Source organism: Rhodococcus sp. RD6.2, assembly GCF_001040705.1.
Lineage (GTDB): Bacteria > Actinomycetota > Actinomycetes > Mycobacteriales > Mycobacteriaceae > Rhodococcus_G.
The window spans coordinates 469,282-487,121 of sequence record NZ_CVQP01000001.1 but is presented as its reverse complement, the minus strand read 5'-3'; the positions used below and the strand labels follow the sequence as shown (position 1 = coordinate 487,121).

Genomic DNA, 17,840 nt, shown 5'->3' with positions numbered 1-17,840 from the left:
TCCGTCCTACGCGCGGGCCACCGCCTCGACCACCTTGCGTCCGGTGAAGCGGAGCGTCTCGAGTCCCGGCGCGCGGAGGACGGCCGACACCGCAGGTCCGGCGACCGCGGCGAACGCCTTCACCGCGGCGACCGGCCGCGGGCCCTCCGGCCTCGGCAACCACAGCAGGGCTTCGAGTGCATCGTCGGACAGTGGCCTGCTGCCGACGGCGTGCGCATGCTCGCGAGCGATGCGCAGGTGCGCCTGCCGCTGCTCGACTGAATACAGTGCACTGACCTGCGATTCGTGTATGCGGTACAGGTACCCGACCATCGGCAGGTTACCGAGCCGACCGTGCTCGGACAGTTCCGTCCACATCCGGTAGTCCTCCGCGTGGGCGAACTCGGTCCGGAAACGCAGCCCGGCGCGCTCGAGCGCCGACGCCCGGATCATGACCGACGCACCGCAGTGCGGGCTCGCCAGCAGCATCCGCTGCCTGCACGCCGCGTCGCCGACCGGCATCCGGACGCGTCCGGTGAGCGCGCCGAACAGTACGTAGTCAGTTCCGCAGACGATCAGCTCCGGATCGGCACGCATGGCGCGGATCTGGGCCGAGAGCCTGCCTGCGGGCATCGGGTCGTCGGCGTCCATTCGCGCGACGAACTCACCTCGGGCCTCGTCGAGTCCGCGGTTGAGGGCACCGACGAGGCCGGTGTTGTCCTGCCGCACGACTCGCAGTCGTGGATCGTCCACCGATGCGAGCAGGGCCGGGGTCTCGTCGGTGGATCCGTCGTCGACGACGAGCAGTTCGAAGTCCCGGAAGTCCTGCGCGAGGATCGACCCGATCGACTCACGCAGATACGGTGCGGCGTTGTAGGCGGGCACCAGGACGGTGACCGTGGGCGCGTTCATCGGTACCTCAGGATGGTCGAGTAGAGGCCGGGCGTGACGCCGACCATCGCGGCGAACACCGCCTCTCGGCGGTGTCCGGTGCGCAGGAGCGGGATCACATCGCGCATCGACACCCGGCTCCGGACGCGGGAGATCGCCTCGTCGTACAGGTCCGGACGGGACGCGGCCGCATGGTCGGCGCGCATCGCGACGTGTGCAACGGAGCGCAGGATCTCGCGGTACCGGAAGCCACGCATCTCGGACGCCCAGCGGTCGCCGAGACCCGCCTCGGACACGGCGATGTCGACGTCGCGTTCCACCGTGAACAGGTCGAAGGTGCGCCGGTTCAGCGAGGTGCTGATCGACCCCTCGCGGTACAGGTAGCGGTACAGCGGCTCGTCCACCAACGCGATCCGGTTGGACTCCAACGACATCCGCATCAGCGGCGCCATGTCCTCGTAGCCCTGGTCCTCGTCCCACGGACGGTCACCCAGCAGCTCGCGGCGGAAGAGCTTCGTGCAGGCATATGCCTTGGCCAGCCCGGTGACGAGCAGGTGCGCGAACACCTTCCCGGACACCACGATCGCCTCGTACGGCGCCTCGTCGATCTGCAGGACGCGTCCATGCTCGTCGACGCGCTGGGTGCGGGTGCACGCGAAGTCCGCGGACCCGTCCTCGAGAGCACCCGCGAGCAGTTCGACGAACCGCGGATCGGCTTCGTCGTCGCTGTCGAGGAACCAGATCAGATCGCCCGTGGCGGCCGAGAGCCCGGAGTTTCGGGCGCGGCCGAGCCCACGGTTGCGCTCGTGCACGACGCTGCGGAAGTCCACTCCACGCTCGCGCAGGAACCCCTCGGCGACGGCCATCGACTCGTCCCCGCCCCGGTCGTCGACGAGGACGATCTCGTCGACCGGACGAGTCTGGGCGAGCACCGACGCCAGGCATCCCTCGACGTACGGGAGGCAGCGGTACACGGGCACCACCACGGACACGCGGTTCACTGCGCTTCCTCGGTCTGCGTGAACTGCGGTGTGACAGTGGCGAAGATGCCGTAGTGGTCCGAGCCGGGCAGGTGCACGCGCTCGTACTCCCCCACGACCGCGTTCTTGAGCACGACGCGGTCGATCGCGATCACCGGCGGATACCAGCGATCCGCCGGATAGGTGGGCACCAGCCCCGCGCCCGCTTGCTCCCCGGCGTCGACGAAACCGTCGGTGAGGAGGTCGCGGTACCGGCTGTGCGAGTAGGTCGAGTTGAAGTCGCCGCTCACGACGACGGGATCGCCGTCGGCGGCCCGCTCGTGCAGCAGGTCGCGCAGCTTCTCCACCTCTGCCGCCCACATCCAGGACGGCGACGGGTACGGCGGCATCGGGTGCACGGCGGCGAGGGTCACGGTGCGGCCGCCACCCACATCCAGCGTGGTGACCAGGTTGGCCATCGAGAAGTCCCCGAGGCGCGCGGGGTCACGCAGCGGGAACCTGCTGTAGATGCCCGTGCCGCCCCCGCCGGATCCGTGGGGCACCAGGTACGTCTCGGGCAGGAGATCGTCGAGGCCAGAATCCCGAAGTCGGATCACAGCCGAATCCGTGAGTTCCTCCACCGTCAGGACGTCGACGGCCCGGGACCGCACCAACTCGACGAGGGCGTCCGTGTCCGCCTCGCCGAGTCGAATGTTGGCCTGCAGCACGCGGATCTCGTTGTCCCCCGCGACCACGTCCGGGGCGTCGCGCACGTACAGCGGCGCCTGCATCGACACGCCCGCGAGGACCACGACGACGGCGACCGCGAGCGTTCGCCACGCGCGCACGCACGCCAACGACACCAGACCGACGACCCCGACGACGAGCAGCAACGGCACGAACGACGCCAGGATGATCAGCGCGTTGCTCTCGGGCCCGACGACGTGCGCCACCGCCGCGAACGCCGCAACCGCGACCGCCGCGACCCCACACACGTACACCGCGCGGCGCACGGCGCCCCCCGGTGTCATCGGCGTCGCTCAGCTCGCAGGAGCGTCAACCCTCGTTGTTCAACTCGCACCCAGAACCTCGAACCACGCCCCGAGTTCCGGATCCGACGCCAGGTCGACGAAGTCGACGCTCACCCCTTCCGAGCGCCACCGCTCGACGAGCGACATCAACCGAACGGAGTCGAGGCCGAGATCGAGGAGATTCGCATCCTCGGTGAACTCGTCGACGGGCAGATCGAGCAGGGCCGCCAGGTCGGCCCGCATGCGGTCACGGGTCAGGGTCGAACTCATCGGTGGTGCCTTTCGAAATCGGTGACGTGTCGCGGCAGGGAACCCCAGGTCACGCCGACACGGCGGTGTCCTCGTCGAGCGTGGTTGTGGCGGTGGCGCGACGGAGCGTGCCGAGCACGACCAGTAGGACGAGCGCGACACCGCACAGGGTTGCGCTGTAGGCGACGATGGCGGCGGACGGCGCCACCAACCCGCCGACCGCACCCGCGACGAGCGCGCCGACGGACGCGCCCGCAACTTCCTGCGCCGCCCACAGTCCGTTCACCCGGCCCAGCATGTGCTCGGGTGTGTGGGTCTGGATCAGCGAGTAGCGCAGGACTTCCTGCACGGACGTGATCGCACCCGCGACGATCAGCAGGAGCATCGCCACGACCAGGACGCCCGCGAGCCCGACGACGGCCTGCGCGGCGAACCCCGCGGCTAGTGCGATCAGCAGGACGAGTCCCGGTCGGGTGAGCCTGCCCAGCCATCCACTGGTCACCGTCGCGATCACGGCGCCGACCGCGGTGGCGGCGTACAGGAGGCCGGCGGCGCGGGAGTCGTTGCCGAACCGCTCGTCGACGAACCCGGGGACGAGCACGAGCAGTCCGCTGCCGAGCATGGCGACGACGCCGGCGATCATGACACCGCCGATCACCCGATGCCCCGCGATGAACGCCAGCACGGAGACCTCCTCGGCGGGAAGCGGTTCCGTGGGGTCGTCGGATCCTCCGGCGGCGCGACCGGTTGGGGCGGGAAGCGGCGGCAACCCGGCGAGCAGCGCGATGGTGATCGCGGTACCGATCGCGGCAACCCAGTAGTTCCAGGACACGGAGAACGCGGCGATGACGACACCGCCGAGTGCCGGGGACACGACCGCGCCTGCCCGGGCGCTGAGCACGTTCAGGGCACCGACCCCGACCAACTGCTCGTGCGGAACGAGGGTCGGCACCACGGCGAACAGTGCGGCGATGCTGATGGATCCGATCAATCCGTTGATCAGCGACAGCACCAGGATCGCGATCCAGGACGGGTCGGCGAGCATCGCGTTGACCGCGAGCCCGACGAAGGTGATCCCGGACACGGTGCGCGCGAACAGGATCAGCTTCTTGCGGTCGTAGCGGTCGGCGAGGATGCCGCCCACCAGCATGCCGCCCATCGACGCGGCGCCCTCCACGGCGGCGACGAGACCGACCAGGAAGGACGACCCGGTGAGGGCGTACATCTGGATCGGAACGCCGACCATCAGCAATCCGATGCCGAAGATCGAGATGGTGCGGGCGATGAACACCCGCCGGAACGCTGCGCTCTCGCGCAGCGGCCGTACGTCGAGGAAGACGCCGCTCTCACTCATGTCAGCCCGCGTTGCTCTTGGCGACGGCGTCGACGATCAACGGCATCACCTGGTCGGTGGCCCAGGCGAGGGAGATCGCGGACGGGAAGCCGATGGCGTTCGGCAGTCCGGTGTTGCGGGCGAGGGACACCACGGCGCCCTTCTGCACGGCGGGCAGCGCGTTCCAGGCCTCGAACTTCGTCAGGTAGCCCATGTCGCCGGTCGGCGACACGACGAACTCGACGTCTGCGTTCATGTTGCCGATGTTCTCGTAGGAGAGGATGCCGCGGCCGTCGGCGTCGACGGGCAGGGACGTGGCGTACGGGCTCAGGACCAGGCCGAGCGAGGTGAGGAACTGGCCGATGCCACGCTCGTCGGAGGCGAGCACCGACAGCTGGCCACCCGTGTCACCGATGACCGCGTTGTACACCTTGCCCGCGATGGACGGGTTGGCGTCCTTCGCGGCCTGCAGGTTCTTCTCGGCGTCGGCGATCACCGACTCGGCCTTGTCGGGGATACCGAGAGCGGCCGCGACCTTGCGGGTCGAGTTCTGCCACGGCTCACCGTTGGCCTTGGTGTCGAAGTGGACGACCGGGGCCTGCGTGTTCAGCTGGTCGAAGTTGGACTGGTCGAGTCCCCAGAAGCCGGTGGAGACGATGATGTCGGGCTGCAGCACGGCGAGCTTCTCGGCGATCGAGTCGGCGCCGGTGTCCATGTCGAGGGTCTCGACGCTCTGGCCTCCCAACGCCTCCTTCTGCCAGGGCCAGATGCCGGTTCCGCCGGTGGCGGCGCGGTTCTGGGCGTCCACCGGGAAGGCGATCGGGGTGACACCGAGGGAGAGCAGGATGTCGGCGTCCTGCGGGGACAGCGGCACCGCGCGGGTCGGCTGCGCCTCGACGGTCGATTCGCCGAACTTGCCGGACACCGTCACCGGGAACTGCCCCACATCGGCGCTCGCCGACGCTCCGGCGGTGGTGTCGGTGCTGTCGGAGTCCGAGCCGCATGCGGCCACACCCACCATCACGGTCGCGGCGGCGACAGCGGCACCGATCCGTCTGGTCCATCGAGTGTTCATCTGTTCCCTTTCGTGCGGTTGAGGTGTGTCCCCGTGCGGTTGACGTGTGTCACGGACGAATTCCGGCGTCGTCGACGGCAGCGGCGAGATCACCGAGCGACCCGACTGCGAACACCTGCGCGCCGTCGACCTCGACGCCAAGGGCTCGAAGCCGGCTCAGCAATGCCATCACGCCGATACTGTCGCAGCCGAGTGCGAACAGGTCGTCGTCGAGTCCGACGCGATCGAGCCCGAACTGCTCGGCGACGGCCCCGCACAGCAGGGTCTCCGTTGCCGTGGTCGGCGCCCGGTACTCCCCTGCCGCTCGGAACTCCGGTCGCGGCAGGGCATCCCGATCGAGCTTGCCGTTCGGGAGCGTCGGCAGGGCGTCCAGGACGACGATCGCCGCGGGCACCATGTAGTCGGGCAGCACCGTCCGGATGCGGCGACGCAACGCGTCCGCGTCAACGGTTCCGGATGCAGCCACCACATAGCCCACCAGGTGAACGCCGCCGCCGGTGCCGCGGGCCTGCACGACCGCGTCGGCGACCGCGGTGTCGGCAAGCAGCGCCGCAGCGACCTCGGCGGGTTCGATGCGGTGACCACGCACCTTCACCTGGTCGTCGGACCGGCCGCGGTACTGGATCTGTCCGTCGCGGTTCCAGCGGGCCCGGTCCCCGGTGCGGTAGATGCGGGCGCCGGGCGCACCGAACGGGTCGGCGACGAAACGCTCCGCCGTTCTTCCCGGTTCGCCGCCGTAGCCGCGGGCGAGTCCGTCGCCCGCCAGGTACAGCTCGCCTTCGACACCGACCGGCGTCGGCCGCAGCCATTCGTCGAGGACGAATGCCCTGGTGTTGCCGACCGGGCGGCCGGTGACGGGGAGGTCGCTGTCGGAGGTGCGTGCCACGAGCGCGTCGACTGTGCTCTCGCTCGGCCCGTACAGGTTGTACGACTCGGTGCCGTCCTGCGCCCGCAGCCGTGCCCACAGGGGCGCCGCGACGGCCTCGCCGCCAAACCCGAGCGACGCGGGCACCCGGCCACCCTCGAGGAGTCCGGCGTCGATCAGTTGCGCGAGATGCGACGGCGTGACCTCGACGAAGTCCCATTCCTGGGTCTGCGCCTGGAGCACCATCTTTCGCGGATCGCGCTGGGTCTCCTCGTCGACCAGGCACAGCGCGTGCCCGTCGAGGAGCCAGAGCTGCGGCTGCCAGGACGCGTCGAAGGCGAAGGACCAGGCGTGACCGACCCGGAGGCGGTGCCTGCCCGCGCGTCGCTGCGTCGGCCGGTACAGGTCGGCGCGGTGACTGTGGAACAACGTCACCAGGCCCCGGTGCACCGCGACGACCGCCTTGGGGACACCGGTCGAGCCGGAGGTGTGGACCACGTACGCCGGGTGCTCGGGGCGCAGCGGGGCGACCCGGTCCCGGTCACCGACCGGGGCCGGGCTCAACTCCGTCAGGCGTGCCGTGACGGCCGGGTCGTCGAGTAGGACGACCGTGGCCTCGGTTGCCGGAAGCCGGTCGGCGAGGGCGCTGGTGGTGAGCACCAGCGCAGGCGTCGTCGTCGCGAACACGGCAGCCGTCCGGGCTGCGGGCGCGTGCGGGTCGCAGGCCACGTAGGCGCCGCCCGAGGCCAGTACCGCGAGGATCGACGTGATCGCGTCCGCGGTCCGCGGAAGCATCAGCGCCACCGGGACTTCCGGACCGACACCTTCGGCGATCAGCAGCCGGGCGACACGGTTGACGCGCGCCGCGAGGTCGCCGAACGTCCATTCCGTGTCCCCGTCGATCAGGGCGGGCTCGTCGCGGTACCGCTGCGCCGCGTCCGCGAACAGGGTCGGGACGGTCGTGTCGGGCACGTCGATCGGGTTGACGTTCCAGCTCCGTGTCAGATTCCGGCGATCCGCGGCGGGGATCGCATCCAGCGCCGACAGCCGGAGATCCGCGGGACCGGTCGCGATCTCGCGCAGCACCGTGGACAGTCCGGCGGCGAGCCGCTCGACCGTCTCGCGGTCGAACAGGTCGGAGCTGTACTCGATCATGCCGACGATGGTGTCGGTGCCCGCGTACTCGACGAAGTCGAAGGACAGGTCGAACTTCGCCGTCGTCGCCTCGATCGGCTCCGGCGTCATGCCCGCCACTCCCCCGAAGCCGTCGGTCGGGCTCGGCTCGGTGAGGTAGACGACCATCGTCTGGAACAGCGGATGCACCGATCGCGACCGGGCTCCCGCACCGGGACTGCTCGGGAACTCGGCGGGGTTGCGTGCGGCGTCGACGACCTGCTCGAACGGCAGGTCCTGGTTCTCGAAGGCGGCGAGGTCGCTGTCCCGGACCCGTGCCAGCAGGTCCGCGACGGTCGGGTCACCGGACAGGTCGGTGCGCAGCACCAGCGTGTTGAGGAAGAACCCGACGAGGTCCTCGAGCTGACGCTCCCCGCGTCCCGACACCGGTGTGCCGATCGGGATGTCCACGCCCGCACCGGACTTGTGCAGGAGAACGGCGACCGCGGTCTGCACGAGCATGAACATGCTGACGCCCTGTGCACGGGCGACCACGCGCATCCCGGCGACCACGTCGGCATCCACACCGAGGTACACGGCGCCACCGCGGTAGCTGAACCGGGCAGGCCGGGTGCGGTCGGTGGGCAGTGACAGTTCCTCCGGCAGGCCTGCGAGCGTCTCGCGCCAGTACCCCGCCTGCCGGGCCGCGAGGCTGCCGGAGTCGGACGGGTCCCCGAGCAGTTCCCGCTGCCACAACGTGAAGTCCGCGTACTGCACCGGCAGCGGCGTCCACTGCGGCGCCCGACCCGCCTGACGCAGGGCGTACGCGCCGAGGAGGTCGGTGAGCAGCGCACGGGTGGACCACTCGTCGGTGGCGATGTGATGGATCACCAGGACGACGACGGTGTCGGCGTCGGTCTCGAGCACCGTGACGCGCACCGGCGCCTCCGCCGCGAGGTCGAAGCGGTACCTGGCCGCGTCCGCCGTGGCCGCGGCGACGTCGTCGGGTCGCACGGCGCGGCGGTCGAGGTTCACCTCGACCCCGTCGGCGGGCAGGATCACCTGCTGCGGTGCACCGTCCACCTCGGGGAACACCGTGCGCAGCACTTCGTGACGAATCATCAGGTCCCGCACCGCTTCCGCGAGCGCGACGACGTCGACCGAGCCGTGGACGCGCCACGAGATCGGCACGTTGTACGCGCCGCCTTCTGCCCCCAGCCGATCCAGGATCCACATGCGCTGTTGCGCGAAGGACAGGGGCACCGCCCCGGGGCGGTCACCCGCGACGAGGTCGGGACGCGAGGCCCCCTGCGCTCGTAGTGCCAGCGGCGCGAGCCTGGCCACCGTCGGCGCCTCGAAGATGCTCCGCACCGCGACCTCGACACCGAGATCGGCGCGCAGCGCGTTGACGAGACGGATCGCGGTGAGCGAGTGCCCGCCGAGCGCGAAGAAGTCGTCGTCGATTCCGACGGACTCGACGCCGAGGGCTCCGGCGAACGCCGCACACAGTCGGGCCTCGAATTCGTCGCGGGGGCCCCGGGACTCCGTCGATGCACCGAAGTCGGGTCGCGGGAGCGCCTTCCGGTCGAGCTTGCCGTTGAAGTTGACGGGCACGGAGTCGATCGGAATGACGACGGCGGGAATCAGGTGGTCGGGGACCACGCCGGCGAGCCCGGATCGCACCGAGGCTGGATCGACCGGGGACGCTCCGACGACGTACCCAACGAGGACCGGCTCGCCCTCGGCGTTGCGTGCCACCGACGCAACGGCGCGGGACACCGACGGCAGCGCTTCGAGCGCCGACTCGACCTCACCGAGTTCGATACGCAGGCCTCGGATCTTCACCTGATCGTCGATGCGGCCGAGGAACTCGAGTTCGGGGGCCGACTCCGATCCGGAACATCCCCCGTCGCTGGGCTCGCCTCCGCCCCACCGCACCAGGTCGCCGGTGCGGTAGAGCCGCGCCCCGGCGTCGCCGTTCGGATCCGCGACGAAGCGCTGCGCGGTCAGTCCGGGCTTGCCGAGATAGCCGTCCGCCACCTGGACGCCGCCAAGGTACAGCTCGCCCGGCACCCCACCCGGGACCGGTCGCAATCGTGAATCGAACACGTAGAGGGCGACATTGGCTCCGGGTCCGCCGATGGGCGTGGCACCGGCGGCATCGGCGACCCGTGCCGTCAGGTCTGCGGCGAGGGTGACCTCGACGGCCGCTTCCGTCGGTCCGTACAGGTTCTCGATCGAGGCACCGGGAACGGCGGCGGCGAACCTGGCGACGGTCCGGAACTGCAGCGCCTCTCCGGAGCACACCACCCGGCGAAGGCGCGGAAGCTCGACCGTGTCGAGTGCGAGAACCTCCTCCAGCATCGACGGCACGAAGTGCGCGACGGTCACCTCTCCGACGCGGAGCAGTGTTTGCACAGCGATCGGGTCGCGGTGGTCGTCCGGTCCGGCGACGACCACGGCAGCGCCGTTGACGTGGGGCCAGAACAGTTCCCACACCGAGACGTCGAAGGTCGCGGGCGTCTTGAGTGCCACGCGGTCGTCGGCGGTCACCGGGATCCGGTCCTGCACCCAGTTCAGCCGGTTGACTACCGCACGGTGCGCGACCACGACACCCTTCGGGTTTCCCGTGGAACCGGAGGTGTAGATGACGTAGATCGGGTGTGCGGGCGTGAGCGACGCTCCCCGGTCTGCGTCCGTCACGGGCTGCGACGACTGCGCGGTCAGACGGTCCCGGACGGTCTGCGCATCCAGGTCCGTGCGCGGCACGTCGCCGGGCAGCGTCGTCGCCGTCGTGGATAGCACGCGGACGGGGCGGGCGTCGCCGAACAGGTACTCGATGCGCGCGGGCGGGAGTCCGGTGTCGATCGGCAGGTAGGCGGCACCGGACTTCACGACGGCGTGGATCGCGACGAGCTGGTCCACCGACCGGGGCACCGCCACCGCGACGAGGTCACCGGGGCCGGCCCCGTCCTCGATCAGCATGCGCGCCAGCGCGTTCGAGCGTCCGTCGAGCTCGGCGTACGTCAGGGTGTCCGCACCCGCCATGATGGCCGTGGCGGTCGGGGCCAGTACCGCACGCCGCGAGAGCATCTCGGCGACGGTGACGTCCTCGTACCGCGCGACGGGGCCGACGCCGACCGCGAGCTGCCGGGACCGCTCCCCCTCGTCGAGCAACGGGAGGTCACCGATCCGCGCCGACGGATCGGCGGCGACCTCGGCGGCGGCGCGGGTGAGCGACCCGAGGACGGTCTCGACCGCAGTCTGGTCGAAGATGTCGGCGGCGTACTCGGCGACGACGGTCACGTCCCCGGTGTCCGGAGCCTCGACGAAGGTGATGTTCAGGTCGAACTTCGCGCGGATGTTGGTCAACTGCTCCCAGCGGGTGGGCACGCCGAGCAGGTCGGGCAGCACCGCAGGACGCTGCAGGTAGCTGACCATCACCTGGAACAGCGGGTTGCGGCCCTCGACACGGGTGGGCGCCAACTCCTCGACGAGGCGCTGGAACGGCACGTCCTGGTGGGACATCGCCGCGAGGTCGGCTTCGCGAACCCGGTCCACGAGGTCCCCGAACGTCGGGTCGCCGGACAGGTCGGTGCGCAGGACTACCGTGCCGACGAAGAACCCGACCAGGTCGTCGAGGGCACTGTCGGATCGGCCGGACACCGGGCTGCCGACCACCACGTCGTCGCCGGCTCCGAGCCGGGACAGCACCGCGGTGGTGAGGGCGTGCAGCACCATGAACATGGTGCCGCCGCGGGCATCCGCGACCTCCCGCAGTCGCGCGGCCACGCCGGCGCCGATCACGGTCTGCGCGTTGCCCGCGCGGTACGTCGGTGTCACGGGCCGGGGGCGGGTGGCGGGAAGCGGCATCTCCTCCGGCAGGCCCGCGAGCGCGCCCCGCCAGTAGTCGAGTTGTCCGTCGATTCCCTTCTCGCCGAGAATGTCCCGCTGCCACAGCGCGTAGTCGGCGTACTGCACGGGCAGCGGCGTCCACTCCGGCTCGCGTCCGGCCACTCGGGACAGGTAGGCCCGCGTCAGGTCGCCCAGCAGGGGCGCGTCGGACCACTCGTCGGTCGCGATGTGGTGCAGCACCACCACCACGACGTGCCGGTCGGGCGCCTCCCGCAGCAGGCTGACGCGCAGTGGCACGTCGGTGCGCAGGTCGAAGTTCGCCATCAGTCGCTCGACGACCCGGGTCTCGGTGGTCCCGGCGTCGGTGTCGAGGACCTCGAGTTCGCCGCCCGTGGGCAGGATCACCTGGTAGGCCTCACCGTCCGCGGATTCGACCACGGTGCGCAGACTTTCGTGCCTGCCGGTGACGTCCCGGACGGCCGCGGCGAGGGCGTCGGCGTCGACGGGTCCGTCGAGGCGTGCGACGTGCGCGTAGTGGTAGCCAAGGGAATCGTCGGTCATCTCGGCGAGCAGCCACAGTCGTTCCTGCGCCGCGGACAGCGGGATCCGGTCGGGACGCGGAAGCGCGACGATCGCGGGCAGCGCACTCGCCGCCGACGGCAGCAGCCGCGCCAGCTCGGCCGGGGTCCGGGCGTCGAACAGGTCGCGGATCGTGAGCTGCACGTCGAACGCGGCGCGCACACGGCTGACGACCCGCATCGCGATCATCGAGTGACCGCCGAGTTCGAAGAAGTCGTCGTCGGCGCCGACGGCGTCGAGTCCGAGCAGGTCCGCGAACAGCTCGCACAGCACCCGCTCGGCTTCGGTGGCCGGTGCGCGGCTGCCCGCGCTCGCCCGCATCTCGGGCTCGGGCAAGGCCTTCGCATCGAGCTTGCCGTTGACGGTCATGGGGATCGCGTCGATGGTCTGCAAGCTGGACGGCACCATGTAGTCGGGCAGCTGCGCCCGCAGGTGGTCCAGAACGGCAACGACCTGGTCGCCCCCCGCGGTGTCGGCCGGGACCAGATACGCGGCAAGGCGTTTCATGCCGGGCACCAGCGGATCGTCGACGGCGATCACGGCGGCCGACGCCGCGGCCGGGTGCGCCTCGATGACGGATTCGATCTCGTGCAGCTCGACGCGGTAGCCGCGGATCTTGACCTGGTCGTCGATGCGGCCGAGGTAGTCGATGTTGCCGTCGGCGCGGGCACGGACGAAGTCGCCGGTGCGGTACATCCGCGTCCCGGGCTCGAACGGGTTCGCGACGAAGCGGTCGGCGGTGATGTCGACCCGGCCGAGGTACCCGCGCGCCAGGCCCGCGCCCGCGATGTACAGCTCGCCCGCGACACCGTCGACCACGGGTCGCAGCCACGGGTCGAGGATGTGCCCGCGGGTCGCCCGGATCGGCGTGCCGACGGTCGGGGTGTCGCTGTCGTCGGTGCCTGCGCCGAGGGTGTTGATGGTGTACTCGGTGGGCCCGTACAGGTTGTAGCCGAGGGTTCCGTCGGTGTCCCGCAGCCGGTTCCACACCGAGTCCGGGACCGCTTCGCCACCGAGGAGCACCAGGGGCGGCCGGTGCGCTGCGGTGCCGTCCGGCCCCGGACCCTCGTCGAGGAGCCCCTCCGCGAACAGTGCGGTCGCATAGGTGGGGGTGACGTTGACGACGTCGATGGCCATGCGGTCGCAGTACTGCACCAGCGCCTGCGCGTCGCGGCGCAGATCCTCGTCGCAGATGTGTACCTCGTGGCCCTCGACGAGCCAGAGCAGCTCCTCCCACGACATGTCGAACGCGAAGGACACGGTGTGCGCCACCCGCATCCGGCGTCCACCCGCCGCGGCGACGATCGGGTCGAAGATCTCGTCCTGGTGGTTGCGCTGCATGTTGGTCAGGCCCCGATAGGGCGTGACGACGCCCTTCGGCTTGCCCGTCGATCCGGATGTGTAGATCACGTAGGCGGGATGGTCGAGCCGGTCCACGGACCCGGGCGCGAACACTCCGAGAGCCGAGTCGTCGAGCGGCGACGAGTCCCAGTCGTGGGGTTCGTCGAGCCGGATCGACCGCTGCGGATCGAGATCCAGTCGCGCTTCGACCGCGGACGTGGTCACGGCGAGCACGGGCCGCGCGTCGTCCAGGATCACCTTGAGACGCTCGTCGGGCTGATCGAGTTCGAGCGGCAGGTAGGCGGCGCCCACACGCAGGACGGCGAACAGCGCGACGACCATGTCGACGGTACGCGGAAGCCCCAGCGCCACCACGGTTTCGGGCCCGGATCCGCGCTCGATCAGGTGGCGGGCGAGACCGTCGACGCGGGCCGCGAGGTCGCCGTACGTGACGCGCTCCTCGCCGAACACGAGCGCGATCTCGTCGGGGATCTCCGCGGCCTTCACGACGAGCATCTCGGCGATGGTCACGTCCTCCACCGCGGGGAGCGGCTGCGACCACTGCTCGCGGGCGGCCGCCAGTTCGGTGACGCTGCGCGCGGGGACCTGGCCCACCAACCGGTCGGCATCCCGAGCGATGGTGCCCAGCAGGTCCACGAACCGGTCGTGGAGGCCGTGGGCGCGGTCCGCCGCGACGAGATCGGCGCGGTAGTCGACCTTGACGTGCAGTTCCTCGCCCGGCGAGACGACCACGGCGAGGGGGTAGTGGGTGTGGTCGAGGCTGTCCTCCCCGACGATGTCGTGCTTCGCGGACTGCGCGGCCATCTCGGCTGCGTTCTTGAAGTTCTGCAGCACGAACAGGGTGTCGAACAGCTGGGTGTGGCCGGTGGCCCGCTGGATCTCGCCGAGCCCGAGGTACTCGTGTTCCATCCGCTCGACGTACTCGTCCTGCATGCGACGCAGCAGCGCTCCGACGGTCTCGGTCGGGTCGAGCGTCACTCGCACGGGCACCGTGTTGAGGAACATGCCGAGAACGCGGTCGAGGCCGACGATCTCGGTCGGCCGTCCCGCGACGGTGGAGCCGAACACCACGTCGGTGCGGCCGGACTCGGCGGACAGCAGCAGACCCATCGCCGCGTTCATCAACGCGTTCAACGTGACACCACTGGTCCGGGCTCGCTCGCGCAGTGCGGAGGTGAGCTCGGTGCCGACGTACGACTCGATACGTGTCGGCACGACGGGGACGCCGCCCTTGGTGGGCCCGGCGACGAGGGTGGGGGTCTCGAAACCGGCGTACGCGTCGCGCCAGGCGAGCGCCGCGGCCGCGGGGTCGCGGTCGGCGAGCCAGGACAGGTAGTCGGTGAAGCCTGCCTCGGGTGCGGCGACCGGGTCGCCCGCGTAGCGGGCGAGCAGCTGGTCGACGAACAGGGCACCGGACCAGCCGTCCCACAGGATGAACTCGCGATTGACCACGAGCCGGTCCACACCGCCACCGAGGTGCAGCAGCAGCATCCGCCACAGCGGCGGCGACGTGAGGTCGAACGGCTTGGCGCGATCGGCCGCCATCACTTCCTGGGCGCGGGCCTCCTGATCACCCTCGGGGAGCTCGGACAGGTCGATTTCCAGGAACGGGACCTCGAGTCCGCTGCCGATGAACTGCACCGGATCGGCCAGCCCGTCGTTGGTGAAACCGGCTCGCACCGTGGGGTTCTCGTCCAGCAGGGCGGCGGCCGCGGTGCGCAGCCGCACGATGTCGACGCGGTGCCCGAAGTCGAGGGAGAACTGGGCGGTGTAGATGTCACGGGAGTCGTCGAACACGGACTGGAAGAACAGCCCACGCTGGAGCGGGGAGAGCGGCCAGATGTCCTCGACCACCACCGGAGCGACGGCTTCGACGCGGTCGATCTCGTCCTGGGTCAGGTCGATGTGCCGGAGGTCGGACGGCGTCAGCCGCGCCGACCCGGACGCGGCGCCCGTGAGTTCCACCAGGTCGGCAAGCGCCCGCTGCCACAGCGCCGCGATCGCGCCCAGACCCTCGTCCCCCAGCCCGTGATCGGACTCGAAGCGCACCGTCGCGCCGCCGTGTCCGTCGGGTCGGACACACACGTCGAGGGCGCGACTCCCGATGCGGTCGCCGCCGGCTCGGACCGACACCTGCGGAGCCGGAAGCCCGGCGAGCGCGGGTCCTGCCTGCACGTTCGCGTACCGCAGCATCGGGAACCCGATTCCGCCCGCGGATCGGATTCGTTCCTTCGCGGAACGCAGCACGGATAGCGGGTCGGTGCCGAGGAGCAGCCGGGCGGGTGCCGACCAGTCCAGCGGGCCGACGGTGCGATCGAGCACACCTCCGTCCGATCCGTCCCACCCGGCGCGGCCGTCTCGCCACAAATCGACGACGAGTTCGGCTGCGGTGGCGTCGTTCTCGCGCCAGCGCGCGACGGCGAGCGCCGTCGCTGCGGCCCACACGTCACCGAGCTCGCCCTTGACGAGCGCAGGAACGGCGGCGGTCGTGGCGGCGTACTCGCTCGGCGACAGCGTCACCTCGATGGCGGCGGCAGGGCCCACCGGGTCCACACCGACACCGGGGGTGGCGAGTTCGGCGCCGGGTGCGAGCACCGACATCCACGTCACCAGCTCGGCGAGGCGGGCGGGCTGCGCGGCTTCGGCGGTGAACTGCTGGGCGTGCGCCTTGAGGGAGACGGGCACGGCGGGCAGCGACACGTCACGGCCACGACTCACCGCGCGCAGTGCGGTTGTGAAGTCCTCGGCGACGACCTGCCAGGACCGCTCGTCGACGAGGCCTGCGGGGGCGAGCAGGATCAGTTCCCCGGCTCCCCCGGTGGCCCACACCACGCTGAGCACACGCCCCGTCGCGGGGTCGGGCGACACCCCGTCCAGCGCGGCGAGTTCCGCGACGTCCGCACCGGATTCGACGGCCTGGACGTGCACCAGCGAGGACGCGTCGACGGTGTCGGGGACGGCGAGGAGCCACAGGATCGGGGCGGGCGCGGTCAGCGTGGCCCGGAGGGCGTGGTGGTGGGTGACGACGGCGTCGACGGCGTCGACGAGGTGAGCTCGTGTCAGACCGTCGGGAGCGGGAACTCGCAGGCTGCGGAGGGTGGCGTCGACGGGCAGTTGCGCGTCGCGGCGCGCGGCGAGCGCGGGCGGGACCGCGAGCGGTCCGCTACCGTCCTCGTCGTGGATCCGATGCGGATCCACCACGGTCGGCGCCGTGGCGGGCAGGGACCACACCGTCTCGTCCGTGTCGGCGAGGAACGCGTCGACGAAGTCGGCGAGGTCGTCGGCGATCTCGGCGCAGCGGTCCGCGTTGTCGGGGTGGCTGCGCAGCCCGATCTCGATCGGCTGCCCGGTCTTGTGGAGCAGCACGATGAACTCGAGTTCGCCGACCGGTCCCGACGCGAGCATGTGCGCATCCGACTCGCGGCCGATCAGCACGCGGGACGCGGACGAGGGCATGATGTTGATGCCGATCGCGGGTGGCCGCCAGTTCGGGTCACGGGCGGTGAGTTCCTGGCCGATCGCCTCGCCCCGGAACCGGCCGTGCTTGAGCAGCGTCCACATCTTCCTGTCGGCGGCGCCTGCCACGTCGGCGATGCGGGCGTCCGCGCCGACGTCGAAGCGCATCGGCAGCACGCTTGCGACCATGCCCGGCACCATCCGCAGTTCGCGGGTTCCGCGGGCGGTGGTCGGCAGGGCGAAAACGAGGTCGGTGGTCGCGGTGGCGCGCGCGATGTAGCTGCCGAGCAGGCCGATCATGAGGATCGGCAGCCGCAGTCCGTTCTCCTTGCCGTACGCCTCCAGGCGGCCCCGCTGATCCGCGTCGAGCGTGACGGTGGTGTGGGTGACGCCGGGAGCGGGTGGGTGATCGACGGGGATCAACCTCGGGACGGCAGGCAGGTCGGCGAGTTCGGTGAGCCAGTGGTCGCGGTCGGCCGCGATCTGCTCGCCACCGGTGTACTCGATGTCGGCGGCGACGAATCGGGCGAGTGACCATTCGGCCGACATGTCGGGAGCGTTGCCGTCCGCGTAGGCGCGCATCGCTTTCGTCAGGACCAGTGAGAAGCCGTAGCCGTCGTTCACGATGTGGTGATACTGCTGGTAGAGGCGCACCTTCTCGGCGCCGACGAGGTGCACCGCGAACGTGAACAGCAGGTCGGTGGCGAGGTCGACGCGGGCGCGCATCTTCTCGCGCATCCACTCCAGTGACGCGGCCTCGGGGTCGGGTTCGCCACGGAAGTCGAGGACGGGGATCTCGTAGTCGCGATCCCCGCGGAGGGTCTGCACGAGTTCGCCCGACGCGTCGACGTCGACGTTGACGTGCAGGGTCTCGGCCTGGTCGAGCACCGCCCTGCACGCCGCCACCATCCGGTCGACGTCCACGTCGCCGACGGTCTCGGTGTACATGCCGGTGTTGTACAGGTGACCGACCGGATCGAGCTGGTGACCGAAGTAGATGCTGCGCTGAGCAGCCGTCACCGGGAACGCCAACTGCACTGTGTTTCACTCCACGTCTCGGCCGCGCCGGGCGTCACGACCGGCTAGTTCTGGT

Annotated in this window: 7 protein-coding genes; all 7 read right to left on the bottom strand. The window is 70.6% G+C overall.

Annotated elements, in window-relative coordinates; all coding sequences use genetic code 11:
* Positions 1-6 precede the first annotated feature (6 nt).
* Genes RHCRD62_RS02140 through RHCRD62_RS02110 form a run of 7 tightly spaced genes read right to left on the bottom strand, consistent with a single transcriptional unit; the run spans position 7 to position 17,785 of the window.
* The gene (locus tag RHCRD62_RS02140) at positions 7-891 is read right to left on the bottom strand and encodes a glycosyltransferase family 2 protein (RefSeq protein WP_050062996.1); all 885 of its coding nucleotides are present in this window, start codon (positions 889-891) and stop codon (positions 7-9) included.
* Positions 888-1,871: a glycosyltransferase family 2 protein gene (locus RHCRD62_RS02135; RefSeq protein WP_050062995.1), complete on the bottom strand. Its 984-nt coding sequence runs from the start codon at positions 1,869-1,871 to the stop codon at positions 888-890. Before RHCRD62_RS02135 ends, RHCRD62_RS02140 begins: the two co-directional genes overlap by 4 nt.
* Entirely contained in the window at positions 1,868-2,860 is a 993-nt protein-coding gene (locus RHCRD62_RS02130) for an endonuclease/exonuclease/phosphatase family protein (protein WP_050062994.1), read from the bottom strand. Before RHCRD62_RS02130 ends, RHCRD62_RS02135 begins: the two co-directional genes overlap by 4 nt.
* A gap of 39 nt (positions 2,861-2,899) precedes the next feature.
* Positions 2,900-3,130 (bottom strand): phosphopantetheine-binding protein, encoded by a 231-nt coding sequence (locus RHCRD62_RS02125; RefSeq protein ID WP_050062993.1) that lies wholly within the window; start codon positions 3,128-3,130, stop codon positions 2,900-2,902.
* Positions 3,131-3,179: 49 nt separating this feature from the next.
* Positions 3,180-4,463, bottom strand: coding sequence for an enterobactin transporter EntS (entS, locus tag RHCRD62_RS02120; protein ID WP_050062992.1), 1,284 nt, complete (start codon positions 4,461-4,463; stop codon positions 3,180-3,182).
* Between the two features lies 1 nt (position 4,464).
* Positions 4,465-5,517 carry an ABC transporter substrate-binding protein gene (locus RHCRD62_RS02115; RefSeq protein ID WP_050062991.1) on the bottom strand — a complete coding sequence of 351 codons (1,053 nt, stop codon included), beginning with the start codon at positions 5,515-5,517 and terminating at the stop codon, positions 4,465-4,467.
* 49 nt (positions 5,518-5,566) lie between these two features.
* A complete protein-coding gene (locus RHCRD62_RS02110) occupies positions 5,567-17,785 on the bottom strand; it encodes a non-ribosomal peptide synthetase (protein ID WP_050062990.1) in 12,219 nt (4,072 codons plus the stop codon).
* Between the last annotated feature and the right edge of the window lie 55 nt (positions 17,786-17,840).

Excerpts from the sequence above, each read along its gene's own strand:
- RHCRD62_RS02125 (WP_050062993.1), bottom strand. The coding sequence starts at position 3,130 with ATGAGTTCGACCCTGACCCGTGACCGCATGCGGGCCGACCTGGCGGCC.
- RHCRD62_RS02115 (WP_050062991.1), bottom strand. The coding sequence starts at position 5,517 with ATGAACACTCGATGGACCAGACGGATCGGTGCCGCTGTCGCCGCCGCG.
- entS (WP_050062992.1), bottom strand. The coding sequence starts at position 4,463 with ATGAGTGAGAGCGGCGTCTTCCTCGACGTACGGCCGCTGCGCGAGAGC.
- RHCRD62_RS02130 (WP_050062994.1), bottom strand. The coding sequence starts at position 2,860 with ATGACACCGGGGGGCGCCGTGCGCCGCGCGGTGTACGTGTGTGGGGTC.
- RHCRD62_RS02140 (WP_050062996.1), bottom strand. The coding sequence starts at position 891 with ATGAACGCGCCCACGGTCACCGTCCTGGTGCCCGCCTACAACGCCGCA.